Genomic DNA, 26,577 nt, shown 5'->3' on the forward strand with positions numbered 1-26,577 from the left:
TAAAAATCGCGTATTCGATAAAATACCTGAAAGAAGTAAAACAAAGCGACTCGCACTTGTCTTCTCCTCTCCTTCTCCTTTTTGCTTTAATAAACCTAAACCCTGTCACTCTTTTTGATTAAACCAATTACAGTTAAAAAAGCAATTGAAAAGAAGATTGTTGGCAGTAATATTATAAATGTTTTTATTTTAATTGTTGTTAGTTATTTCGATTTCTGATATTAATATTGGTTGTAAATTATTATTTTTTTCATCAAATACTGTAAAGCGAACTAAATTTGTTTTACTATTCAATTCAACTTTTTCTTTATTAGTAAATGAATTCATTTTTTTAGGAATTAATAACTCTTTAACACCATGTGTTGTTTTTTGAAACTCTTCTATAGTAAAATTAAATATTTCCCACTCTCCTACTTCCTTTTCAAAATCCTTTTTATTATAACGTATAGCATCATCATTAAAAAATAGTTTTTCATTTCTTAAATATTGTAATCTAGGAATTAACGTTCCCGGATAGCTTACCCAAGGAGATTTAAATTTAAAGTCTTCATTGAGTTTTTCATCATCAATTTTTGAATTACGAGTAACCTGCATCTTTAAATCAACCGATTTTCTTAATTTTCCTTTTCTTAAAATATTAAACTCTCCTCCTCCTATAGTAGATAGACTAAATTTATAAACACCTTTTTCAACTTCTTCTATTTTTCCATTATCATTAGATTCCTTTTTCCATTTGTCTTTTTTAACCATTTCGAACATAACAGAAACTTTATTCTCACCCTCTTTTGAGCTTTTTAGAGCATTAGTATTAGCTATATTTAAGATCGGATTTGTAAGTATTTCACCTAATGTTAATGATTTTTTTTGATTTCCAAGAAAAGCAATTGCTCCAAAATTTAAAGAGTTAGAATGATTCGAAGATTTTTTTGATATTTTATTGGTTTCAAAATTTAAATTAAATTCGATTATATCACCAACTATAGCATCTCTATAAGTAAACTCACACTCAAGTTTCCAACTACCTAAGTCATTCCCATCACTTTTACTTATTATACAATCTTTAATAGTAGGAGATTTTGGAAATCTTCTTACTATAACGGGAATACTTATTTCTTTTTTACCTTCAATTTTAATTGGTTTATATAATTTTATCCAATCTGATGATTTAGGAGCATCGTTGTTTGTATCATTAAGACTAAAATTATGTTCAATATGTGTTATCCTATTTTTTAATTTTAATTGTTGTATAACACTTCCTTCAGCTTGTTGATTATTTTTTGCGTAATCTAATAGTAAACTTAAATTTTTATCTTCCATTTTACCTGGAATAGCTTTAAAATTATCATCATCTGTATTGGTTTCAATTAAAAGCTTTGTTCTAGGGTAAGGATTATTACATGTAAAATTCACTACATTGTCAAGGTTATGAAAATTTGTAAGGTTCTGCAGCATCATATTTCTAAAATCCATATTACTTTTAGAATCAGATTCGCTTTTTAAAGCATCGCCAAGATAGGTTTGAAGGACACCGGCTATTTCCATTTTATAATTAAGAAATTTGTTAATATTATCTATAGAAGCCATAGAAATAGATTCTTCTAATATGTTTTCAGGTTTTAGCAGATCTTCAATTCTTACAAGTATTTTTCTTAAACTTGCTTCTAAATCTGTATTGTTTTTAATTTCTGTATTGCTTTCAATTTCTATATTGTTTTCAATTATTCTATTTTCATAGTCTCCAGTATATAAAGAATTGCTTATTGGTTTAATACTTAAAACTTGAGTCCCTTCATTTTTAAATGTTATCTTTTTTTCAGGAATAAGATATATATATTCTTTTGCATATTTACGATTGTAACCTATTCCTAGTTTTGTATTTGTCTTGTTTTCTATACCAGAGATCAAAGCATTATTGTTCTTATCAATAAAAACGGGAGAATTCACTTCATAAACTTGCTTATATAATTTCTTATCATTATCTGATTTAAGTAAAAATGTTTTCGGTACATGGTCAAGATTTCTTGTTAATTTAATTAAAAACTCCAAAGGTATTATTTCAGATTTATCAATATTTTGAATATTAGAATTAGTAGCTTCATAAATATTGAATTTTTTAATAATGTTGTTGTACGAACTTCTTAAAGTAGTTGTTTTCTTACCATTATCATCAATTAGTGATTTAACATAGAAATAAGTGGTTTTACTAAGTTTTTGTAGACTAGTATCCGATAACTTCACTTTTGCCTCCTCAATTAGAGCAAATAATTCGCTATGAATATCATCATTAACAACATGTTCTAGATTATGAGATTCTTTATTTACAAGTTCAACCTTTCCTTTGTTATTTTTAATATCTTCTAGTTGATCATAAATTAGGCTAACCTGATCTAAAATTCCAGGGTCATTATTAATATCACCTAAGAAGTTTCTTTTTAATGCTATAAAGAATTCATTTTCATCTGTTACTTCATATCTTATATTATCATTAGATACTGTTTTTATTACCCAACTATTAGATTCCTCCTCCTCTAAAAGATCTTTTGGCACTTCTTTTTCTAAAAGATCTATAATAGCTCCTCTAATATCAATAGATAATTCAACTTTTAAATTTTTATTTAAGATTGCTTTAAAATATGGATATTCTGCAGGTGGAATAATTTCATCAAAATATTGATGAGTATATATTTGAGATTGTTCTAACTCTACTCCTCTTAATCTGAAACCAAGTTCATTTCTCCAATTTCCTTTAATCGTAAACTCTTTACCTATACTATCATATCTGTTTTGTTCTCTATCTATAGGAATTATTTGTTTATAGATCCATTTTTCTGAATTATCCGATTCTAGAGGTAAAATAGGGATAACGTTATTAAAGTTTACATTATCTAATTCAGAAATATCATATTCTAATAATCTATAATCATTTAGAACAATATTATCATTTTCAGGAATTGTTCTTTCTAGACTAAATCCAATTGTATTTGGTAACCTAGTAGTTGTATAATCTTTAAATATGCTATTATTCTCTGTGTTTCTTCGGTTTTCTGTTTCTTTTAGGAAGAGTTTAGAGTTATCATTTAGATCATCAACTGTATTTAAAACAAAACAGTTATGAAATTCTTCAAAAGAAATATCTATGTTATAGCCAGATTGTACTATTTCTTTAGCGTTTTTATAAAAAACAAACGTTAAATTAAATTCCTCATCCTTTTGACCATCGAACAATAATGATGTATCATCGTTACCTTTTTCTTTTATTTGACCAAAATAACCGCCATTATTAGTTAACCCAGCATCTCTTAAAAGTTTTACAAAATTCTTCTTGCTACTTTTATATTCATGTTGAGAGTCTATATCATCTGAAAAATAAGAGATATGTACTTTCTTTTGTGCGTCTTTTAGTTTTGACTTTTCTATGTTTGATGCTCCAAACGGAAATGTTCTAGGTGATAAATTATTTCTATAAATTAAATAAGTATCTAAATCCTGTTTGGTTAAAGTTTTAGACCATTTTTCGGTAGAATCATTTGTTGTCGTTTTTTCTATTTCGGTTACTAAAGAATATTCACTTTCAGAATTTGATTCTATCCATTTACTCAATAATTCTGCTTGACTTGGTTCACAACCAACAAATTCAAAATATTCGTTATCTTTCTTTTGTTTGCATAAAAAAGTTACTTTAATTGCTTTGGATATTACATTTTCAGATAATACTTCTTCTTTTTCATTTGTAATATTAGTATCAAATTTTAAGCTTTGTAAAGCTTTATCTAAAAGATAAACATTTGGAACGTTTTTTAACTTATGAATAGAAGTAGGAAATATTTTTGAAGTTATTTTATAAGGTTTTAAAGCATTAATTTTAGGTTTTTTAAGTCCATCTATAGCATCATTAAACTCCGTTTCTATAAAACTTACAGTTTCTTTATCTATAGTCGCTGGAAGTACTTTATCTGATTTTTTTAATTTAAAAACTGTTGTATCTTTTATTTTGGAAATACTATTTTTAAATAAACCATATAAAGGTATTGATTTTGCATTACTCTCATTATTTGGATTTGGTAACCTTAACCCATTAGCATAATATGTATTTATTAAACCTTCTAGTTCAAAACAGATATTTTGAACTTTAAGATTAATTTTGGTATCTAAATTTTGGTTATTATAACTAATAAAATTGTCTATTGAAATTCCCTCTTTAACAATTTTTTCTAATCCGAACGTTACTATTGTTTTAAAATAATCGTTTAGTATTTCATCAAATAAATTAATATTTTGAGTGAATTCTTTTTTGTTTTTATCTTCCTGTTTTTTTAACCTATAGTAATCAAAAAAATCATTAATCTCATTTTTGTAGTTTTCTGTAATGTCTCCAATTTGTTCAATATCTTTTGTTCCTAGTTCATTTTCAATTAATTTTAAATTATTAATTAAAGGAAAATATAATTTTGAAGGACCACTGACCTCTACAGAATCGCTATCATTATCTCCTGTAAATTCATCGAGAAATTTGTATTCAAAAAAACTAGATGGATTAGATACTCGTAAGTATTCAGTTAAAAGATCTTCATCAACAGTATTTTTATCTGTGTCAATTAATTCGTCTTTTAACTCAGTAGACATATTATCAAAAATGGCAGTAAGTATATCTTTAATTGGATTGAAATATCTACCTTTTTCAAATCCAGTTGTGCCATTTCCTTTCCAATCCTTATGTTTTCCTAAATCTTCATATTTGGTAATGCCACTATCTTCATTAGTAACATGATAAGATAACAATCCTACTAAATGAGCCACTTTTACGTTAGCCTCTGCGGTTTCATTCTCTACAAATAAATTAGGTGTATATATTAAAGAGAGTACTTTCTTATCAATGTTTTTGTTTAAAGACTTAATATTCTCTAGAGTTTTTTTCTTAGAAGTATTTCCTCCCCCGATATTAAATCTGTATTCAATATAGGTTTTGAATGTATAAGTTGCTTTAATTTTCCAACATTTTTTACGACCAAATGCACGAATACATATTTTTGCAATGACTATTGTAATTCTAACTTTTACGCTACCACCTGCTTTAACTATGATGGGTTTTAAACCACTACCATAATCTTCAATTAGCATGCTTGTATAAATTTCTACCCAAATGTGAACAGCTACTTTAACAATACTAAAATCTACATAACCAACAACTTCTAAAATTACACCTACACGACTTTCTATAGAAAAACCTTTAGGTTTAATACTATTGTTTTCAAAACAAACGGTACCAATAAAAATTCCGTAAACTGTAACAGATGCTCCGGCATAAAACGCACTTTTTTTAATCTCTTTACCAATGCCAACCCTTAAAGCCATTCCCATTTGTAATGCAGTCAGTTTATTACCAGCATCATCTACACACCAAGTTATCTGACCACCAGAATACTTTGCTAGATAAAATCCACCCTTACCTATAAAAGGAAGTAATTGAGCTACTGCACTATTGGAATAATCTGTGGTATATCTTCCAATTTTTGGGAATCCTAAATCTGCTTTAAAATCTCCATTCGTAAAAATATCTAGCCCAAAATTAGGCAGCGTAAAAGAAACTGCGCCAAACTCCCAGTTTCTTAATTCTGGAGATAATTCAAACTGGCTTTTCCAAACTCCTAATGAATCATTTACCTTATAATAAAGGACATCTAATGTAAAAAGTTCGCTTATTTTTAAATACAATCCATACATACTTGGATCATTAAAAATAAACTTAACATCTACAACATCTTTAAATTGTAAATCTGCTGCTATTAGCCAATTTCTATCCGATTTGTACAAGTTAGTCACGGCAGAACTGCATAATTCTACATTTTTTATGGTGCTTTTAACTTCATTAATAACTTCAGCGGTAGATTCTCCTTCACTTAACCCAACTCTCTGTCCTAGAGCAACCATTTTAACGATGTCGTCTTCATTATTCTCATAAACAGCTAACCATCCAAGTTTACTGTTATTACTATCTTTAAATATAACTCCATGAATGTTGTTTTCGCTATTAGGATATTGATTACCTAGTATAGTTAATCTACAGTTTATAAGTTGCAAATAAAAAAGATTATTTACTTGACACAAATTAAGGGTGTCTATACTAAGACCTAAAACATCATTTAGATTAATTTCTAAACTTGTAGTAAAACCATTAAATTTAAAGCCAACTTCTACATTCTTTCCAGACCAACCAATAAATAGATTAGAATTTAATTTTTTAAGTGAAGACATTTCACCTAATGTACCTAAATCTAGGTCAAATAAAAATCCAAATTCTAAATTGGTTAAATCTCCTATGATAGGCGCTAAGCTTAAGCTTTGTATCTTTTTATTACCAAACCAAAAAGAATTAAATTTAATTGGAAAACTTTTAAAAATAGTTGAGGTATCATCATCACTAAACCATTGTAATGAGACGTCTAAATCACTTAGGTTAAGATTAAAAGGAAAACCATCACCTCCAAAATTATAATCAATACCAAATTGCCAAAATTCAAAACTTTTAGGTAAATAATTTTTTACTTCAAATTTAGGAAGTGAAATTTCAGTGTTAAATGTAACAACTCCATATAAATCAAACTTATAGTCAATACTATTATCTAAATTACTTTTTACTTTATAAAAAGTTGCCCCTGTTAGTTCAATACTTTTTATAATGAATTCTTTAAAAGTAAATTTTATATCTTTTTTAATTGAAAATGAATAAATATCCTTGTCTTCAATTTTAATGTATGAACCAATAAGTTCAATATCTGTTGAATTTAAATTTTCATCAGTTGCACTATTGGTTACATCAGCTTCATTTAAATCTAGATTATAAATTTTTTCCGCTTTTAAATCAACTTTACAATTAAAGGCTGTTATTTCAGAATTTGTAAATTTTACAATTAGTTCTCTAAGTTCAAAACCAAATCCATTTTGAACAACAATTGACTTATTGTTATTATAATTAATACCTGCAAAAAACGAAGTTTTTTTAATAGTACCATTTTCTATATTACTAATAGGAAAAGCTAAGTAGTCTGCTTTTAAGGTTGTTTTGTCATCTTCTTTAGCTAGTCCTTTGATGTCATCTGGTAATTCGTCTGATGTAATTGGTATATTTAATACAATAACACCTTGCCAATTAGCCTTTTTAATTTCTCCTGGTAACCCATCTATTGATTCTCTTATGGTATTAGCATGTTTTACTTCATCTATCTTTTCATTTTCAAGATATTTATTAGACCAATATTTAAGATGACTACCATCTTCTTTGATCATATCTTTTAAAAGGATATTATTATATTTAAATATAATTAAAGGAGTAGTGTCTATTTCACCTTCAATAACATTTTTAAAAAATAAAGGGAATTTCCAACCCTTAATGTCAATTTTTCCAATTTGGCTATTAATGTAAGCTTTTAATTCATTAGAGGTAAGAACTAAAAACGCGTTTTCTGACTCTAAAGCATTTAAAAAACTGTCTCCCTTTGGGCCACTATTTATTTGAAACTTAAATGTTTCCTCTGTACTTGTTTGTTTTTCAGAGAAAAAATAGTTTCTCTTATTATCTCTTAACAACCCATTACTAGATTTATAATAAGTTGTTGATTCAGTATTTTTTAAGAAACTTAAAGATTTATTGTTTGTCTTTTGGATTAAATTTTCACGCGTTTTTAGTAAAACTTTATTTTCTAAATCTAATAATTCTTTGCTATCTAAAATAGGCAAATAAGGAAAAGCTCTGTCACTTGCATTACCAATAGGTATCGAAGCTAAATTTCCATTTTCATCATAAAATGCCCTTGTTTGAGGAGCTTTAAAATACCTTTTTTTATTATCGTAAATTATGTTTGCTTTTTCTGCTTCTTCATTATATGTTAAAAATTTGATGTAAGGAACTTCAAAATCTCCTTTAGTAAGTTGATAAATTTCTTTTTCTAAAACTTCGCCGTTTTTAAGTTTTTTTAGCTTTTTTTCCTTCTTTATTTTTGAGTTTAATGATGAGCTAAATTCTATAATCGTATCATTATTATTTTCTATGTAAGTTGCTCCTCCGTTTAATAATATTTTATTTTTTAGTGTTTTAGATTCTAATAAAAGTTTTCCTGTTGGACCAAATCCATAACTATAAGAAGGTGATCCATCTTCCCTGTAAGAGCCTGATTTTTTTCGTGTAAATTTAAAATCGCCAAATTGTTTTCCGATTAAATTATCTCCATTATTGTCTATTAAATTTAGTCTTACTTCATTAGAATCAATAGTTATATTATCTTTATTTTGTGCTAATGGATAAATATTAAAGGTAAAATCAATTTCATTATCAGTATAAAAAAAGGGAGAAGAGCCTATTGATTTAGCGTTTTCATAAAAAGTAATTCCTCCATTAAAAAAGAGTTCGTTTTTTGCTTTGAAACTCAATTTAAATATCGGATCAATGTCCAGTATATTTAATTTTAAATTACGACAGTCGACTATATTATCTTTTTTATTTACTAAATAAGCGTCTTCAATTTCAAATGTCCAATCATTAAGTTTATATTGGTTATCAATTGATTCCAATTCCATATCTGTAATAGGAAAATTTAAATAACTAATACGCTCATTAAAAATATTTATTTTTAAATCTCTAATGAAAATTGAAAAGGATTCAGGTTCATTATTAGAATCTATAGAGCTAGTGCTATTGAAAATATGAATTTTATAATTTGCTTTGGATACAAGAGACTCTATATCGTTATATTGTCCTTCGATTTCTGAATATGATAAAATTCTAACATTCTCATGCCCTTCTATAGTATAAATATTATTAGTACTAGTCTTAGTTATATTTTTTATCATTTTCTTCTTATTTTATCATATGGGTTTATTAATAGCTGTATTTCATTCAAATTTAAGCCCTTCTTAGTTTTTAAATTTTTATATCTATTATTTGAATTTAATCTCTTTATCTTATAATTAATGGCTTTGAAAAATTTTGAATAAGAAAAGCCAAAAGGTATTGTTTCTGATATCAATCTTCTACCAGCTCTGTTGTAATAAATATTAAAAGAAATTTCATAAAACAATCTTCTGTAGATATCCTCTCCATAATCGATATAAAATAAATTATTACCTCTTTTTAATTTTATAACTGTTCGAATTGCACTGTCATATTTTAGTTTAAAATAATCCTCAATATTGTCTAAACCTATCAACATCATATCTTTTCTGTAAAGATTATTTCTATTTTCATGTGTTCTAATATCTCTATTAGGAAAATAAATAATAAAATGTTTTTTTCCAGAATTAAAAAAATTTGCAGGAGTTCTTAAATCTATAGAAACGCTACCTATAGTATCTAAGTTACTTTGGGAAGACTGCCAATCATATGGCCATTGCTGATTAATATATAATTTCTCACTCTCTTTATAAATACTAAATGTCTTTGCAGAATGAAATAAATGCGTAGAATATCCACTTTCGGGTGAACTTGTAGGAGTGTGATAAAAAACACTTAAACTAAAATTATTATCTAAAAAATAAGCAGGGCGATTACCATTGGTATTTCGTTTATCAACATAGCCATAATTGTATAAACTCAGCGAAAGCGGTAAGGTTAAATTACTAAAGAAATAATTCAAAATTTCTTGTTCATTTCCTTTTTTTAATAGTACTTCGTCTCCATATTCTTCCGTTTTAATATTTTTTACTAATACTATATTGCTATAAAAAGTATCTTTCTTTTTGTGCGTTAAATCTGAAATCAATAACCTTAATTCATCTATTGTTTTTAAGGTTTTAGGAATATCAAATTTATTTAACGAATCATTACTATTATACAGAGCTTTATAATTCCAAACAGTATAAAAATTAATTTCTTTTCCTGTATAGCAGAGGTATACATAAAGAGGTTTATCTAGTAGACCTTTATAAACAGAATCTTTTGTTTTCTTTATCCAACTTTCACCAAAACCAGAACGTTTTGATTTAAATATTTTTTTTGAACTAAATCTCTTATCTTTTTCTTTTTGTACTTCTAAATCAAACTTGTTAATAATGATAATACTTTTGTCATTTCTTATTTTTCCTAGCGAATCAAATTTTATATTTCTGGCTAAAAAATTCGAAGGAGGTCTAATAAAGGCTTCATCTTGATTTGTTTTTTTGTCAACAATAAATTTATTTGAGTTACAGCTTTGTAACGTAATAATAAATGAAATAAAAAAAATAGATTTAATAAAATTAGTAATTTTAAAAAAGTTCATATTGTTTAAATATTTAGAAAAAATTCCAGTTTCAATTATTATTTATAATTAGTAGCCTTTATCTCTTTTTCCATTAAATTTTAAGTATTAAAATAGATATAGTACAATCTTATAATAAAAAACAGAGCTATTCAATACCTGGTAAAGGGTATATTATGATTCCAATTTTGTTTTATTACCAATAATGAAATAATTACTTTAAATATAACAAAATTAGTTTTATACAAACCACTCCATACACATCGGGCAAAGAGTATTCCATTACATTTTTAAAGAAACATTTTGGAAGAAAAAAATTCAAGGAAATTGGGTTAAAGAACTTCGCTTTTACCAAAGCAAGACTACATAACGCAGAACATTATAGTACAAATGTTATCATTGGTATTTTATGAGAGAAGTCCATTTGCATTAATATTGAATGCTATTGTTAAAGTTAATATTAGTGCAATTGAATTTTTCATATTTAGTCAATTTTGTAATTCTAAAAGACAAATTCGAACCTTTGTAGTTGTCAATATTATTGCCAACCGTTTTGTATATGGTTTGTGCGGAATTGTATTTTATTTATTTTTTGAATTTATCAGTTGTATGATTTTCAATGAAACTGGTTTTGAAGATTGATAATTCTGCCCAGTTACTAAACGTCCATCAACTTCTAAAGTAAACTTCCCTCGTTCAGAAAATCTAAAATCTCCTCCTCGTTCTTCAATTGTTTTTTTAATTAAAAAAGGAAAAGTTTTAAAATATTCTTTTTCTGTATTTTCATAATCATCTGGATAACCGCTTACTCTTCTACCATCAACTAAATACCTGCCATCTTTTGTTTTTAGATTTACAATTCCTGCTGTACCATGACAAACCGAAGAAATAATCCCGTTATGTTTTTCATAAATATCCATAGCTATTTTTTGAATATTTTTGTTTTCAGGTACTCCAAACATAGCACTTCCTCCGCCAATATATTGTACTGCTTTATATTTTGAAGCATCAATTTCTGAAGGATTTTTAGTGCTTTTCAAAGTATTCATAAAAGCTGAATCATATAAGTATTTTTTACTCATTTCATCAGAAGTATTAATATATGCCAATGGAACTGCTCCGCCTTCAGGACTTACAAAGTCAACAGTATAACCAGCATTTTTAAAAACATCATAAGCATTTACAATTTCTGAAAAACTATTACCGGTTGTTAGTTTTGTATCCCCATAAAAATGAGCGTTTGAGACTATAAATAAAACGGAATTCTGTATAGGATTATTGACTCTAGATGATGTTCTATAGACAGAAGGGTCACTTATTGGATAAAAATCTTCTGTTTGTTCAGAAGTCATTTTCTCATTTTCTCTTTTAATTAAAAAAGACCCACCCCAAACTACTTGAGGATATTCTATAATTTGCGATATCATTTCGCCTTGAGATGGAATGGTGCTTTTAAATTTTTCTATAGCCTCATCTTTTGGAGCCCAATGGAATTCTACATTTTTATTTGTTGGTAAATCATTGGTAGTAGATTTAGCAACATAAATCTGCCTTACACTTAAAGAATTATTAAAGCCAAATTTATAAGTAAAAACACCTTTAAGGTTTGGTTTTGTAATGGACACTCCATATCTATTTGAGATACTATCGATAACTTCATTTATAGTTTGTCTTTTCTCATAAAATGCACCTATTGTAATCCAACCAATGGTTGCTTTTTTTAATAAAATATCTCCGTCATCATTAAGAATAATTAAATTAATAGCTGATGTATTCACATCTTCATCCATTTTAGGTTGGGCATTTGTAAATTGAAGTGTAAGAAGCATTACTAATATTAGAATTAGAATTTGATTTTTCATATTGATTGTTTTTAATATTAATATGCTGCAAATGTCTAAGGTTTAGATTCAGCTTCCTACTTACATCACGATGTTGGCATACAAAATGGAAAGGATTAAATATATTTTGGAGTATGTGCTAAAGAAAGATTATCAAGGGGTGTATTGCGCTTTCGCGAAAGCTTAACACATAAGCAATATTATTTTTGTTTTGAAGAATTACGATACTGTACTGCCGTGGTGGAAGTGATATTCTTAAAAGCAGCATTGAAAGAAGATAAACTGTTGAAACCGCTATCGTAAGCAATGGCTGAAATCTTTAAGTGGCTATACTCGTCTGCAACCAATCGTTTCTTAGCTTCCGCCACTCTATAATTTGTTATGAATTTTGAGTAATTCATATTTTCAGATTGATTGATGACCTGTGATAATCGTTTGGATGTAACACCCATCTTCTTACTCAATTTACCTAAGGATAAATCTGGGTCGAGATAGAGGTTTTCTGAAGTCATTAATCGCTTTAACGTACCTGATAATTCGACAATTTCATCTTGCTCTAATGTGGACTGACCATATTTTTCGGCTTCAATTTTAAAAAGAAAAGGGTTTTGCAACCACCAAATGGAAAACGCAATAATCACAGCTGAAAATAGGAACGCCATTCCCATATAATAAGGAATTATATTTTGTATAATAAAGAAATAGATAATTACAACGATTAAGGTAGTGGTTACAAAAAATCGTAACCAACTATCAATTTTACGTTCTCTATGCGACGTCGATTTTTTGTCACCTTTATCTTTAAGTAGCCAATAAAATGTATATCCTGCATACACAAAAATATGAGCGATGAGCACATAGTGCAATAATCTTGCTAAAGCACTTCTGTCGTTTGGAATTATCCAGCATAAGGCAATAAAAATTAGCATTGGCAAGTAATGCCATAAATGTGTTTTATTTACAAGTTGATGTAGTGGATGTTTCCGTAGAAAAACATACAGCCATAGAGAAGGTCCAATGGCTAATAGTACTGCTAAAAACACATTTCGAATCACAGGATCTATTGGGAAATAATTATAAAACAAAGATTTCCCGATACGTAAACTAAACGCCAATAAATACATTGACAAGAAGAAATTAGCTTTGTGTTGTTCTGTCTTGGTAACTAATAAAAATATACCAAATAACAGACTAATAATAACACCAATACCACCTATCAGTAATTCGATATGTTTTAAGATGTCTGCATTTACTTCCATCTTGTAAAGAAAATAAAATATTTTCAATAACCTACTTAATCAATTCTCAGGTAGAAAATATAGTAACTATAAATTATTATTGAGGCTTAGCGTTCTCTTTATTTCTTTTTACGCTTTTTGGCCTTTTTTAGTGACACTTCAAAATCATCTATGTTTCCATGCAGTTTTAGATTAAGATAACGCACTCTCTTATTGGGATCCAGTTCTATAATCTCTTCTTCATTTATTATACTATCCTTTTTATTTTTGTTACTAAACAGCTTATATCGCGCTGCTTTTCTAACTGTTTTCCATGGAATTCTTATATAATATTCAATTTTATGATTAGTATCGTGAGTACCCGATAACTCCATATGACCTAAGGTAGATTCTATAGTCATATTTGGTATTGTTATACGTCCATTAGTAATATCTAGATGATTTTGAAGCGTATCGAATTTGATATTTTTAAGGTTTTTATCGCCCATATAATCAGATAGCATAGCTATAGGTTCATAATTTTGTAATTTACCATTTAGGACTTCTACATCCATATGAATTTCAGACTGGTCTAAATCTGGAACTAAATCTGGATAGACTCTAATATTTCCATTTATTCTAGTCGAAACTCTACCCTTTAAATTGTCTGACACCAAATGATCTTGCCCAAAGTTTTCAAACTTAAGTAACAGTTTGTCTATATCTACATTTTCTGCTACTAAATCTGGTTTCATATAGATATGTTTTGGGTCACTACCATTAAAATAACCAGACATTTTAAAGTTCCCTCCAGCAGCATGCATTGTAAGAGTATCTACATAGATATAATGATTTTTCGTGGTTCGCAATTTTGCATTGATATCTTGTAAATCGATACTTTTATTTATAAAATGGTCCACATTTACATCAAACTTCATATCTGTAAAGGGTAACTCATATAAATTAAAAGCTTCAGCATGCACTTTAACATCGGCACTTTCTGTTGCTGCTGCTTTATAAGCTAACGAAGGCTTTGTATTGAAATTAAAAAGCTGATCGAAATCAATATAATTAGCTTTCAAACCAAGATAGTTGTCACGTTTTTTAATAACCTGATTATCTCCTAGATAATAGTTCATATCTACATCAAAAACAGTTCTACCAATTTTACCATGAAAATCCTGAATTACAAGATGCTTATCCTCATAATGAAACCTGCCTTTAAAATCTTCGAATCTTAAAGGGTGAACATGCATTTTGGTATTAAGTTTATCAAGATTCATATCTATGGAGTGCAATGCCGATTTTTTGTAATGCATACTAGAATTGAGGTGCAAGTCTAACTTTTCGAACTCCTCATGACGATAGTCTTTTGGGACATAATTCTCTCCCTGATATGAAAAAATATCTTCCAGTCGCAATAAATTAGATGTTAAAGTAATATCCAGATCAACATCTCCATTAAGTTCTTTTTGAAACCAAAAGCCATAATTATGTACAAGTCCATTAAAATGAAAATCGGAATCATCAATAAAACCAGTAAAATCTACAATTTTTAGGTCTTCATCATCTATAAGAACATCCACATGAAAATCGTGAAGATTATGTGGATAATGTTTAAGTTGGGCATGAAGACTATCTATAAAGAATTCTCCTTTTGGTAAGTATTTAGACTCTGTAAAAGCCTTAGCCGATGATTTAAAAGAGAATCCTGCACGTAAGTTTTCAATATTTTCATCTATACCTGTACTGTCTATTGCAGAATAACGGCTTATTTCTGCTATGTCTAACACATTAGATTTAATATCTAAATGCGCAATTACTGGAGTGTCTGTATGATGTACAATTGCAGGAAGATCTGACAAATATCCTGTTATAGACACATCAGATTTACCCAATAACATATCAAATTGATCTAGAGTTGCTTCTTTACCATTCATAATTAGATGCATGTTTAACTGCTCTAATGGTGCGGGAAGATTTGCAGAAGATAAACTTAGATTTGTTACTTTAAGTTCGCTAAAATAGGCTTGATTAAGTTTATTGAGTGCATTTTCAGGATGGTCCAAATCAATAATATCATGAAAATTCATCTCTAACGAAACATTTCCTGAGGTGTTATCTATATCAGTAAGATTTAAGAAACTTGCCATAAACTCAAGATCAAAATCAACATTCAATTGCATATCTACTTCTGGTGCTTCAAAATTACTTACCTCAAGATTACCAAAAATATGTCCTGTTTCTAGTTTGGCAGTCATATCTGTTAGCGAGAATGTAGAGGTACGTAAATTACGTTCTTCTCCATTAGTAAAGTACCCGCTAAAACCCATATCGTTAACGCGCTTACCTTTATCTGTATTTTCAAGAAAAGCTTCACTGGCTCCAAAATTGACATCAATAAATGGCGTTTGTTGGTGAAGTACAGGCCCTTGAACTATTGCATTGAAATATATCTTGCCAGCATTTTTGTAACGTTCCAGAACAGGTATAAGATCTTCTGGAGCAAAAGCAATGAGCATATCAAAATTTGGCTTTGTCCCTTTTATAGTAAGATCAAGATCTACATCATTTTTAGTATTTATAGAGCCTTCTAACTCAAAATCACCATGTTCCATTTTAACTCCAGAAGGTTTAATGGAAAGTAGTCCTGTATTTTGATTAAGCGTGACATCTGTATGCAATTTAAAATGCTTATGACGAATATAAGTAGTATCACCACTATCTATTAAATTCATTTCAAACTCTGTATCAATATGAGTAGAAATTTCGCTTTTGTTTATATCGAATCCACCTTTTGCTCGATGAATATAGGTTTCTAAATCTGTATTGTTTATTTCGTCTAGCTTATGAACATCCAGATTACGCAACTCAATATTCTTAAGTTTGATATTCGCAAATCCATCACTGTCTTCCTCATCGGAAGAAGACGATAAAGCATTTTGAAAATTGTTGGTATTATCGGTATGTAACACAAAATGAAAGAAGCCTTCTTCTATAATTAATGATCGAATGTTATAATCTCCTTTAACAATACGCCATATATTGAAACCTAAATAGATATCTGCAACATCCAATATCACTGAAGCATTGGCTTCTTTGGTTTCATAAATCTTTACATCATCTATCTTAAAAGAAATATCTGGAAAATTACTAAAAGGTGATAAATGTGTGTCGCCTATAGTAATTAAACCTTGATGTTCCTGATTTAAAATAGCAATCTCATTTTGAATAATAGCGTCTTGTTCTGAATATATATACAGCACAACAGCACCAAAAAATAGGATTGGCAATAGAATTGTAATAGAAATAAATCTCCACCAGAATTTTCGTTTTTTTAAAAATCTAAATTTCATGATATTTATTAAAATTATTACAATAACGTATTTATGCGAATATGATTATAGTAATCCACTATATTATGACTTCACACTTATGCCTTCAATTACAGTAAAGAAAGAATAGCGTCTTGCAAAAGTATTACTTTTTAAAAGAAACTTTGATTAAGAAAAATAACAAAATTTTAAGTTAAAACTACACGAACAAATTTTAGCTTTATTTAAAAATTAAAAACCTCATTTGGTTTATTAAAACTTTTAAACTCCAGCATGTAACCATTTGGGTCTTTTACAAAAAAAGATAAATGCTCTCCATGTTTATTTTTTAAAAAAGTAGCTTGAGTTACTATTTCTAAATTTAGGGTATTAAGTTTAGAATACATAACTCCCCATTTATCTACATTCAATATAATTCCAAAATGAAAGGACGGTAAAATTTTTCCTTCAAATACATAATTAGGGTTGTTAAAATTAAATTTGCCTGCTTGAGAAAAAGTGATTTGATGTCCAAATAAATTAATATCTACCCAGTTATTAGAGTGCCTTCCTAAAATAGCTCCAACTGTTTCGATATAAAATTTTTTGGTTTGTTCTACATTTATACAAGGTAATGAAAGGTGAAATAACGTTTCCATATTAATTTGCATTAATTAGTTCAAAAATATTCCTATTCTAAAAATAATAAATTTAAATCATATTTTTTTTTTTAGTTTTACCAACTCATTTTTTTATTAAGTTTGTTATATAATGAGTTCGTAAATTAAAAGAACGCATTGCCATAAACAAATGAAATCTTTTTTCAGGTTCGGGTTTAGGAGAATAAAAAAGTCTACTCCAAAAACTGCTCTAGGGATAGAGAACCGAATTCTCAGGCTGACTTTTAAAATTAATACATTGCTTTTACTATTGGAACAAAGATTCTTTGTCCCCAATAGCTTTAATATTATACGTATTTGAGATAATTAACACTTGAATAGCATTCACTATCCATTCTGATTTTTTTAATTTCTTAAATACATACTAATGAAAACAAAATATTTCGATCTTATCGATCAAACTTTTGATTTTCCGCAGGAAGAATTCACCTTAAATGAAAACGCATTAAATTTCTACGGAATTGATTTACAACGCCTTATTAAAAAATATGGTGCGCCTTTAAAATTTACATACTTACCTAAAATCTCTAAAAATATAAACAGAGCAAAGCATTGGTTTAATGCTGCTATTAAAGCAAATAATTATACGGGACAATATTATTATTGCTATTGTACAAAAAGCTCTCATTTTAAACATGTTTTAGATGAAGCACTTAAAAACGATATTCATATTGAAACATCATCTGCATTTGATGTTGATATTGTTGAAAATCTAAAAGCTGAAGGCAAAATAACAAACAATACTTATGTTATAAGTAATGGTTTTAAACGCGATCAATATGTTCAAAACCTTGCAAAACTTATAAATAATGGGCATAAAAATTGTATTGTAGTTATAGACAATTACGAAGAGATTAATTTGTTTGACCAAGTAGTTAAAGACAACTATAATATTGGTATTCGTATCGCTTCTGAAGAAGAACCTAAGTTTGAATTCTATACTTCAAGGCTTGGTATTGGGTATAAAAACATTGTCCCCTTTTATAATAATGAGATAAAAGACAATGCAAAGGTGACACTTAAAATGTTGCATTTCTTTATTAATACTGGTATTCGTGATACAGCTTATTATTGGAATGAACTATCTAAATGTATGAGTGTTTATGTTAAACTCAAAAAAGAATGCCCAACGCTAGACAGTTTAAATATTGGTGGTGGATTTCCTATAAAAAACTCATTAGCATTTGACTATGATTATGCATACATGGTGGATGAAATTATTCGTCAAATAAAACAAGCCTGTATTGAAGCAAGTGTAGATGTTCCAAATATTTTTACAGAATTTGGTAGCTTTACTGTTGGAGAAAGTGGTGGCGGAATCTATGAAGTGCTCTATCAAAAACAACAAAATGATAGAGAAAAATGGAATATGATTAATTCTTCTTTTATTACAACTCTACCCGATTCTTGGGCTATTAATAAACGATTTATTATGCTACCAATTACCGGATGGGATAAAGAATATGAACGTGTATTATTAGGTGGTCTCACTTGTGATAGTGATGATTATTATAATAGCGAACAGCATATGAATGCCATTTATCTACCAAAATTTAGCCAAGAAAAACCTTTATATATTGGTTTTTTCAATACTGGGGCATACCAAGAAACTATTGGTGGTTTTGGAGGTTTACAACATTGTTTAATTCCAACGCCTAAACATATACTTATTAATAGAAATAATAACGGAGAAATTGAAACATCCGTTTTCGCAGAACAACAAACCTCTGAACAACTATTGTCTATTCTAGGTTACGATTATGGTATCAATAAAAACATTTCTAATACTTCTAACCATCAACAGAAAAATAGATTAACACATTCAATATAATGAAAACCAATACTTACGCTGGCATTCCAGAAGAACTAGCGAAATTAGAAAATGCAAAGATTGTTTTAATTCCTGTGCCTTATGATGGTACAAGCACTTGGCAAAAGGGAGCAGATAAAGGCCCACAGGCTTTTTTAAATGCATCTGAAAACATGGAATTATACGACATAGAAACTGAAACGGAAGTTTATAAACAAGGTGTTTATTTAGCAGAATCGGTTACAGAGAACAGTTCTCCTGAAACTATGGTTGATGCTGTACATACAGCCACAAAAAAATACATTAAAAAAAATAAGTTTGTCACCATTTTTGGAGGAGAGCATTCAATTTCTATAGGTACTATTCGTGCTTTTAATGAATGCTATAATAGCTTAACGGTATTACAACTTGATGCCCATGCCGACTTAAGAAAAAGCTATGAAGGCTCTACTTGTAATCACGCTTGCGCGGTTTATGAGGCAAGCCAAACAACAAACCTAATTCAAGTGGGTATTCGTTCTATGGATGTTTCTGAAACTACCATAATGGATAATGATAAAACCTATTTCGCTCACGAAATGGCTATTAATGATTCTTGGATAGAATCATCTATAGACCAAATGACAAATAATGTATTCATTACAATAGATTTAGATGTATTCGATCCTTCAATTATGCCAAGTACAGGTACACCAGAACCTGGTGGATTATTATGGTACGAAACATTGGATTATTTAAAACAAGTTTTTAAAGAAAAAAATGTGGTAGGTTTTGATATTGTTGAGTTGTGTCCCAATAAAATTGATCAATCTTCAGATTTTCTAGCTGCTAAATTATATTACAAAATGTTAAGTTATAAATTTCAATATAGTGACGCAGAAGATGACTTTGATAACGATTATATAACAAAATCAAAAAATAACATTTCAAAATTCAACAAAGACGATGAGTATGAATACTAAAGGTCCTATTTCACAATTTATAGAAACCCATTATTTACATTTTAATGCTGCTTCATTGGTTGATGCCGCAAAAGCTTATGAAATGCAATTAGAGAATGGCGCAAAAATGTTAGTATCATTAGCTGGTGCTATGAGTACTGCAGAGTTAGGAAAAAGTTTTGCCGAAATGATTCGTCAAGACAAAGTACAAATCATCTCTTGCACTGGTGCAAATTTGGAAGAAGACATTATGAATTTGGTTGCGCATTCATATTATAAGCGTGTTCCAAATTATCGAGACTTAACACCACAAGAAGAATGGAATTTACTTGAGCAAGGTTTAAATCGTGTTACAGATACATGTATACCCGAAGAAGAAGCATTTAGACGCTTACAAAAACATATTGTGAAAATTTGGAAAGATGCTGAAGCCAATGGAGAGCGTTATTTGCCTCACGAGTATATGTATAAAATGCTACTTTCTGGGGTGCTTGAAGAGTATTATGAAATCGATTTAAAAGACTCTTGGATGTATGCTGCAGCGGAAAAGAATTTACCTATAATTTGCCCAGGTTGGGAAGATAGTACTATGGGTAACATTTTTGCAAGCTATGTGTTAAAAGGAGAGTTACAAGTAAACACAATGAAATCTGGTATTGAGTATATGACGTTCTTAGCAGATTGGTACACTAATAACTCTAAAAATGGAATAGGATTCTTCCAAATTGGAGGTGGCATTGCTGGCGATTTTCCTATTTGTGTAGTACCTATGTTATATCAAGATATGGAAAGAACAAATACTCCTTTTTGGAGTTACTTCTGCCAAATAAGTGACTCTACAACAAGCTATGGTTCCTACTCTGGTGCTGTACCAAATGAGAAAATCACTTGGGGAAAACTAGACATTAATACACCTAAGTTTATAATAGAATCTGATGCGACTATAGTAGCTCCATTAATATTCGCTTACTTACTAAATATGTAAAGATGAAAAACAACCAAAACATGAAAAGAGTAATTGTTGATTACAGTAAACTCAATAACGACATTTTAAATCTATTAGTTACTAAGTATCCTGATGGTTATGGAGATGAAAGCATTATTTCATTTAAAAATCAACATAATGAAATTATAGAATGTGTTGAAGTTAGGACTATTGATACTATTTATTTGGTTAAGGTTAGCAAAAAACTCGTTAACGCAATGCAAGATTTTGAAATAGAAGGCGATGATTTAGATATAGATATTGAAGCATTAGATAATTAGTTAGTAAAATAGTATATGATAAAAATGAAAATCATTAACAAAACTAGACTATTAGCCGTTAAAGGCAATTCTATACTGGTTTTAGAAAAAATAGACACGCCTATAAAACTAAGTTTTGCTGGAGGTATTTCTAAAAAAAAGGAAACGCTTGAAGAAACCTTAGTTAGAGAAACGATGGAAGAAATTGGATTTAAAATAAATCCAAATGATCTAACATTTTTTAAAACAAAATCTAAAACAATTGACAATACTATAATTGTAAAGCACTACTATAAACTAAAAACAAACTCTGATGCCTTTAAAGTTATTGAAACAGAAAAATTTAAAGCTGTATATTGGATAAAGTGGAAAGATGCCATTGAATATTTAGATAAAGAAGATAGAAAAGCAACTAAAGAGTATTTTACAAAAAAAGTAAGAAGAAATATAAAACTACTTAAAAGGATAGAAAAAGTATTATCTCAAAATAAATAATACTTTTCATATTTTTAATGTTTAAAAGCTTAAAAAATACATTATTAACCGCTCCTATACTCTAAGTCGAAAACTATTTTTTATTTCTCAAATTTCTCTATTTAAATAAAGTCCTGTTGTCAATTCAATAATAATTGCTCAAACAACTTTACAATTGGGTTTTCTATATCTAAATAAATAAATGTCAAGCCTATGGTGTCATGAAAACCGTGCATGAAAATCAAAAGCCACAAATTATCTTTATTTTTTAAAAATACAAGCGCATAAATAAATGCAAAAGGTATAATACCAAGTACACCAGAAATGCCTTGATAGTAATGGGATACACCAAAGTATATTGTTACTACTATTGCAGAGATAAACCAAGATGTTTTAGAGTCTCCAAACAATTCTGCCAACCATTTAAGATAATAGCCTCTAAACAAGAGCTCTTCTCCAAAAGCTGCAAAAACCCAAACAATAATAAGGGTCAATATATAACCAACCGTATTGTGTTTTAAATCGTCTAAAGATGATAAATCTGCCTCTCCAAAATATTGGTCTATTATGATACTTACAGGTACATAAGCAATTAATATTAAAACAGACAGCATCAAGGCTTTGACAACAGTCTTTTTTGTTAGTCTTTTGGATAAGCCAAATAATGTTACGTTAAAAGAACTTGACCAAAGTATTAATAGTGCAACTCCCAAACCGAAAAAAAAACTAACATTTCTATCAAACAAGTTTAATAGTGGTGCTAAAAACATAACAAGAATTACAATGTAAGGCTTAGTTAATGTATTATATATTTTGGTTTTCATATGTTTAAATTTATTGTTTTACAATTCTTTTCTTTCACCTGTATGCAATATTTGATAGTACTTATTATCTTTAATTAAAAGACCTTCAGATTTTCGATTGGGCCACATACTAATGTAATCCCTAGGATGCCTTACATCTATAGCATAAACTTTTCCTTGATATAGTTTTTTTACCATAGATTGTAATGTGTGTCCTACTACAATACTTTTTGCATTAAACTTTTCTATTCCTTTCTCTACTTCATCTTGAGATAAATCATCTTTAAAATAACCACGATACCAGCACACTCCTTTTTTGTGCGATAGAATAAGTTGTTCTATAGATTTTACTGGTTTTGGGAAATAAGTATTATAGTAGTTAGTTCTATTTATTTGGTTTATATCTTCAAGGGTAACCTTGGCTTCTACTAATTCTGGGTGAATACCTCCATGGGCAAATAACACTCCATTGATACGTTCAATCGTATTTTTACTAGACAACCATCTACCAAGAACTGAATTTTTACTATATAAATCATATTGCTGTTTTCCTAATATAGAAGCTACAGCATAATATTTTTGCTCGGCAGATTTATATTGACCTTGCATATTATAGAGTTCGTGATTCCCTAAAATAAAGTGTACCAAGCCACCATGTCTTTTTGCATCTTGCTCTAATTTAAAAATAAACCAAAGGACTTGAGTTGTAGAAAATCCTCTATCCACAAAATCGCCTACCAGTACCAAATGCCCTTTACTAAAAGTCCAATTAAGGTTTTTATCAATAACTCCATTAGCAATTAAAAAATCTCTAAAAGTTTTATAACCACTTTCTATATCTGAGATAGCCAAAATTTTATTACCATCATTGTAAATAGATTTTGGAGTTTTAAATTCAGATTTTAATTCAAAACTGAATGAGGATGAGTCTAATGGAAAATAAGTGCTTAATGTAGTTTCTTCTGCAACATGAGATTTTTTTTTATCCACATAAAAACCACTTTCTTTATTACCTTTAACATAGTTAATATTTACAATACTATCATTTTCATAAAAAACATAAGGACCTTCATTATGTAAATTATATCGCAAATCATTCTGTCCATAATTATAAGTACCGTTTAAATAAAAGAGAACTAAACTTCCAACAATAAGTAATACAATTAAGGTTGAAAATATATGCTTAAAATATCTTAAAATTCTTTTTTTCATCTTATTAAATTATTTGTTTAAGCAAATATGATAAGAACGGTATCATGTTAAAATTAATTGGGATATAAGCTTTAAAAAATGAGATGTAAATAGAAAAAATGATGATAAGTTTGCTTTGAACATTTTTTTAGATGGTTTGTCACACTAAACAAATTGTTTATCCCAGGAGCTTTATAAGCTAATAAACAATTCGTTATTTTGTAACATGATAGCTTGGATATATAAAAACAAAAAGTTACTTCTCGTCATTGGAGGAATTTCAATACTTATTCCTTTATTCTACATCAGTTATGTTGTCATTACAACTGAAGAAGATTCAACTACGATTTCAATAAATGCAAATTCAATACTTGTATATACTATTATTGCGTATTACATTTTAATAACTGTACTCATAATATTCTACGGAGTGCATTGGTTTTTTAAACAAATAAAGCAAGTAATAAATTTGAAAAATGAAAAAGCCAAAACAGAATTAAAACATTTAAAATCACAGGTAAATCCTCATTTTTTCTTCAATATGCTTAATAATTTGTACGGATTGGTTGATACTAATTCCGTTAAGGCAAAACAGTTAATTTTAAAACTATCAGATATGATGCGTTATAGCATATATGAAGGACAAAATGATAAAGTTTCCATACAAGAAGAGATTGATTTTATTTCTAATTATATAGAATTACATGAAATGAGATATCACAAACATATTGAGGTTTCATTTCATAGGGATATAGATAATAACAAGGTAAAAGTAATGCCTTTATTATTTATAATTTTAGTGGAGAATGCTTTTAAACATGGTGTTGAAGTATTACGAGAAGATGCGTATGTTCGTATGAAAATAAAAGCCAATAGAGAAAACGTTTTTTTTGAAATTGAAAATAATTTTGACAGCACACATAAAACTGAAAAAGGCATTGGTTTAAAGAATTTAAAAAGGCGCTTGGAATTAGTATATCCAAAGCAAAATAGTTTGTCAACCAAAACACAAAACGAAATTTTTAAAGCAACATTAGAAATTCAATTATGATTAGTTATTTAATTATAGATGACGAATATATAGCACATGACATTATTAAAGGTTATTGTGATAAATTTTCCAATTTTAAATTGGCTAAAAATTGTTATGATGCCATAGAAGCAATAGAATACTTACAGTCAAATCATGTAGATGTAATGTTTTTAGATTTAAACATGCCCAAACTTAAAGGATTCGATTTTTTAAAGTCCTTACAAAACCCACCAAAAGTGATTGTTACAACTGCTTACAGTGAGTTTGCTTTAGATGGATTTGAACTTAATGTTGTAGATTATTTGCTAAAGCCTTTTAGTTTTGAGCGTTTTCTAAAAGCAATCAATAAAATTGAATTATTTAAGACTGGTTCTAATGTAACTACCACATTATCTGTTAATTCAGAAAAAAGTATTTTTATAAGATCAAATAAAAAACTAATTCAAATAAAACTGGATAGCATTCTATTTATTGAAGCTATAGGCAACTATTGCAAAATAATATCTGCAGATAAAGAAATAAAGGTGCGAGGGAAAATTTCAGACTTTATCAATATGCTTCCGCAAGATGATTTTTTTCAAGTTCACAAATCATTTATTACTTCAAAGAACCACATTAATTCTATAGAAGGTAATAGAATATTCATTAATGACTTTGTAATTCCTATTGGAAAAGTTTATAAGATAAATATTAATAAGTTATTTTAAGAATATTTTATTGAAATGGGCAAAACTTTAGAAACTGAAAAATTAGTATTAAGAGAGTTTGAGCAATCGGATGTTGAATTTGTATTAACATTACTTAATTCACCTAATTGGTTAAAATTTATAGGAGATAAAAATATAAAGAGCATTACAGAGGCGTTAAACTATATAGAAAACAATAAAACCTAAACTAAATAATTAACACTAATAAAATGGAAAAAATCAAACACACTTTTTTAATCATTTTAGTAATAATGTCATGTAAAAGCAACAAAAAAAACAAAGATAAAATACTAGAAGAGACTATACCAATCACAACATTATCATTGAAAGCTAAAGAACATTTTGAAAAGGCACAGAATTTAGTTCAAAATGGATTAAATAATAATCCGTTAGAACATTACAAAAAAGCAATTGAGTTGGACAGCACCTTTGTAAGAATGTATAATTACATCTCAATATATTCGCCAAACGATTCTATAAAAAGGTTAAACCATGAGCTCGCCAAAAAATATATGCATATGGCTTCTAAAGATGAACAAATGCTGGTAGATGCAACAGAATATAGACTAAAGTATCCTAATGACAACAAAGAAGCAATACTGTTTAAATTGGCAGAGTTATACCCTTCCGATAAATACTTACATCATACTATTTGCTTTCTATTATTCAGAAAAAATCCGAGCCTCGCAATCCAAGCTGGCATAAAGTCTGTTGATATAGATAAAAATTATGGTTCTGGATATAATATCTTGGGATATGCCTATATAAACAATAATGAATTTACCATGGCTGAAGATGCTTTTGATAATTTTATAAGATGCGAATCAGAGAATGCCAATCCATACGACTCCAAGGGCGATTTAATGCTCCAAATGGGTAAATACAAAGAAGCATTGCTATTAAAACAAAAAGCTTATGAATTGGACAAATCTTTTGATTGGATTCCTAATGAAATAATTGAAATTAGAACTAAATTAGATTCATTAAATATTAAAGACATTAAAAATTAAATCACTTTGCTCATGTTATGCTTCTCTCCTACCTTGTCACATAAAAAGTGTTGTAATAACTTTAGTAAAAAACTTTGGAAAC

General features: G+C 28.4%; 17 protein-coding genes. 9 read left to right on the forward strand and 8 right to left on the reverse strand.

Features of this window, described 5'->3' with window-relative positions; translation table 11 throughout:
* Positions 1-189: 189 nt before the first annotated feature.
* The 6 genes from Q0997_RS07740 to Q0997_RS07765 all read right to left on the reverse strand — a co-directional run bounded on the left by Q0997_RS07740 (position 190) and on the right by Q0997_RS07765 (position 17,260).
* Positions 190-8,844, reverse strand: coding sequence for a hypothetical protein (locus Q0997_RS07740; protein ID WP_299886973.1), 8,655 nt, complete (start codon positions 8,842-8,844; stop codon positions 190-192).
* Positions 8,841-10,250 (reverse strand): hypothetical protein, encoded by a 1,410-nt coding sequence (locus Q0997_RS07745; RefSeq protein WP_299886976.1) that lies wholly within the window; start codon positions 10,248-10,250, stop codon positions 8,841-8,843. Before Q0997_RS07745 ends, Q0997_RS07740 begins: the two co-directional genes overlap by 4 nt.
* A 560-nt stretch (positions 10,251-10,810) precedes the next feature.
* Entirely contained in the window at positions 10,811-12,091 is a 1,281-nt protein-coding gene (locus tag Q0997_RS07750) for a type 1 glutamine amidotransferase domain-containing protein (protein WP_299886979.1), read from the reverse strand.
* A 179-nt stretch (positions 12,092-12,270) separates the two neighbouring features.
* Positions 12,271-13,329: an AraC family transcriptional regulator gene (locus Q0997_RS07755; protein ID WP_299886982.1), complete on the reverse strand. Its 1,059-nt coding sequence runs from the start codon at positions 13,327-13,329 to the stop codon at positions 12,271-12,273.
* A gap of 98 nt (positions 13,330-13,427) precedes the next feature.
* On the reverse strand, positions 13,428-16,643 hold the full coding sequence (locus Q0997_RS07760) for an AsmA-like C-terminal region-containing protein (protein WP_299886985.1): 3,216 nt from the start codon (positions 16,641-16,643) through the stop codon (positions 13,428-13,430).
* Positions 16,644-16,846: 203 nt separating this feature from the next.
* Positions 16,847-17,260, reverse strand: coding sequence for a VOC family protein (locus Q0997_RS07765; RefSeq protein ID WP_299886988.1), 414 nt, complete (start codon positions 17,258-17,260; stop codon positions 16,847-16,849).
* Between the two features lie 388 nt (positions 17,261-17,648).
* Between Q0997_RS07765 and Q0997_RS07770 the strand changes: the two genes are divergently transcribed.
* From Q0997_RS07770 to Q0997_RS07790, 5 genes are read left to right on the forward strand one after another with little or no spacing between them, the layout of a single operon-like run.
* A complete protein-coding gene (locus Q0997_RS07770) occupies positions 17,649-19,112 on the forward strand; it encodes an arginine decarboxylase (protein WP_299886990.1) in 1,464 nt (487 codons plus the stop codon).
* Positions 19,112-20,053, forward strand: coding sequence for an agmatinase (speB, locus tag Q0997_RS07775; RefSeq protein WP_299886992.1), 942 nt, complete (start codon positions 19,112-19,114; stop codon positions 20,051-20,053). Before Q0997_RS07770 ends, speB begins: the two co-directional genes overlap by 1 nt.
* The gene (locus Q0997_RS07780; RefSeq protein WP_299886994.1) at positions 20,043-21,017 is read left to right on the forward strand and encodes a deoxyhypusine synthase family protein; all 975 of its coding nucleotides are present in this window, start codon (positions 20,043-20,045) and stop codon (positions 21,015-21,017) included. Before speB ends, Q0997_RS07780 begins: the two co-directional genes overlap by 11 nt.
* A 20-nt stretch (positions 21,018-21,037) precedes the next feature.
* Positions 21,038-21,298, forward strand: a complete 261-nt coding sequence (locus Q0997_RS07785; protein ID WP_299886997.1) for a hypothetical protein — start codon at positions 21,038-21,040, stop codon at positions 21,296-21,298.
* 24 nt (positions 21,299-21,322) lie between these two features.
* Entirely contained in the window at positions 21,323-21,772 is a 450-nt protein-coding gene (locus Q0997_RS07790) for an NUDIX domain-containing protein (RefSeq protein WP_299886998.1), read from the forward strand.
* 119 nt (positions 21,773-21,891) lie between these two features.
* Here the strand turns inward: Q0997_RS07790 and Q0997_RS07795 are convergent, their stop codons facing one another.
* Entirely contained in the window at positions 21,892-22,575 is a 684-nt protein-coding gene (locus Q0997_RS07795) for a type II CAAX endopeptidase family protein (RefSeq protein ID WP_299887001.1), read from the reverse strand.
* An 18-nt stretch (positions 22,576-22,593) separates the two neighbouring features.
* Positions 22,594-23,766 carry a metallophosphoesterase gene (locus Q0997_RS07800; RefSeq protein ID WP_299887003.1) on the reverse strand — a complete coding sequence of 391 codons (1,173 nt, stop codon included), beginning with the start codon at positions 23,764-23,766 and terminating at the stop codon, positions 22,594-22,596.
* A gap of 205 nt (positions 23,767-23,971) precedes the next feature.
* Between Q0997_RS07800 and Q0997_RS07805 the strand changes: the two genes are divergently transcribed.
* The 4 genes from Q0997_RS07805 to Q0997_RS07820 all read left to right on the forward strand — a co-directional run bounded on the left by Q0997_RS07805 (position 23,972) and on the right by Q0997_RS07820 (position 26,495).
* Positions 23,972-24,796, forward strand: a complete 825-nt coding sequence (locus tag Q0997_RS07805; RefSeq protein WP_299887006.1) for a sensor histidine kinase — start codon at positions 23,972-23,974, stop codon at positions 24,794-24,796.
* Entirely contained in the window at positions 24,793-25,485 is a 693-nt protein-coding gene (locus Q0997_RS07810; RefSeq protein ID WP_299887009.1) for a LytTR family DNA-binding domain-containing protein, read from the forward strand. Before Q0997_RS07805 ends, Q0997_RS07810 begins: the two co-directional genes overlap by 4 nt.
* Before the next feature lie 15 nt (positions 25,486-25,500).
* On the forward strand, positions 25,501-25,671 hold the full coding sequence (locus tag Q0997_RS07815) for a hypothetical protein (protein ID WP_299887011.1): 171 nt from the start codon (positions 25,501-25,503) through the stop codon (positions 25,669-25,671).
* A 65-nt stretch (positions 25,672-25,736) separates the two neighbouring features.
* Positions 25,737-26,495 (forward strand): hypothetical protein, encoded by a 759-nt coding sequence (locus Q0997_RS07820; protein WP_299887013.1) that lies wholly within the window; start codon positions 25,737-25,739, stop codon positions 26,493-26,495.
* Positions 26,496-26,577 lie beyond the last annotated feature (82 nt).

Origin of the sequence: uncultured Lacinutrix sp. (genome assembly GCF_947500325.1) — a bacterium.
Classification (GTDB): domain Bacteria; phylum Bacteroidota; class Bacteroidia; order Flavobacteriales; family Flavobacteriaceae; genus Lacinutrix.

Excerpts from the sequence above, each read along its gene's own strand:
- Q0997_RS07740 (WP_299886973.1), bottom strand. The coding sequence starts at position 8,844 with ATGATAAAAAATATAACTAAGACTAGTACTAATAATATTTATACTATA.
- Q0997_RS07745 (WP_299886976.1), bottom strand. The coding sequence starts at position 10,250 with ATGAACTTTTTTAAAATTACTAATTTTATTAAATCTATTTTTTTTATT.
- Q0997_RS07750 (WP_299886979.1), bottom strand. The coding sequence starts at position 12,091 with ATGAAAAATCAAATTCTAATTCTAATATTAGTAATGCTTCTTACACTT.
- Q0997_RS07755 (WP_299886982.1), bottom strand. The coding sequence starts at position 13,329 with ATGGAAGTAAATGCAGACATCTTAAAACATATCGAATTACTGATAGGT.
- Q0997_RS07760 (WP_299886985.1), bottom strand. The coding sequence starts at position 16,643 with ATGAAATTTAGATTTTTAAAAAAACGAAAATTCTGGTGGAGATTTATT.
- Q0997_RS07765 (WP_299886988.1), bottom strand. The coding sequence starts at position 17,260 with ATGGAAACGTTATTTCACCTTTCATTACCTTGTATAAATGTAGAACAA.
- Q0997_RS07770 (WP_299886990.1), top strand. The coding sequence starts at position 17,649 with ATGAAAACAAAATATTTCGATCTTATCGATCAAACTTTTGATTTTCCG.
- speB (WP_299886992.1), top strand. The coding sequence starts at position 19,112 with ATGAAAACCAATACTTACGCTGGCATTCCAGAAGAACTAGCGAAATTA.
- Q0997_RS07780 (WP_299886994.1), top strand. The coding sequence starts at position 20,043 with ATGAATACTAAAGGTCCTATTTCACAATTTATAGAAACCCATTATTTA.
- Q0997_RS07785 (WP_299886997.1), top strand. The coding sequence starts at position 21,038 with ATGAAAAGAGTAATTGTTGATTACAGTAAACTCAATAACGACATTTTA.
- Q0997_RS07790 (WP_299886998.1), top strand. The coding sequence starts at position 21,323 with ATGAAAATCATTAACAAAACTAGACTATTAGCCGTTAAAGGCAATTCT.
- Q0997_RS07795 (WP_299887001.1), bottom strand. The coding sequence starts at position 22,575 with ATGAAAACCAAAATATATAATACATTAACTAAGCCTTACATTGTAATT.
- Q0997_RS07800 (WP_299887003.1), bottom strand. The coding sequence starts at position 23,766 with ATGAAAAAAAGAATTTTAAGATATTTTAAGCATATATTTTCAACCTTA.
- Q0997_RS07805 (WP_299887006.1), top strand. The coding sequence starts at position 23,972 with ATGATAGCTTGGATATATAAAAACAAAAAGTTACTTCTCGTCATTGGA.
- Q0997_RS07810 (WP_299887009.1), top strand. The coding sequence starts at position 24,793 with ATGATTAGTTATTTAATTATAGATGACGAATATATAGCACATGACATT.
- Q0997_RS07815 (WP_299887011.1), top strand. The coding sequence starts at position 25,501 with ATGGGCAAAACTTTAGAAACTGAAAAATTAGTATTAAGAGAGTTTGAG.
- Q0997_RS07820 (WP_299887013.1), top strand. The coding sequence starts at position 25,737 with ATGTCATGTAAAAGCAACAAAAAAAACAAAGATAAAATACTAGAAGAG.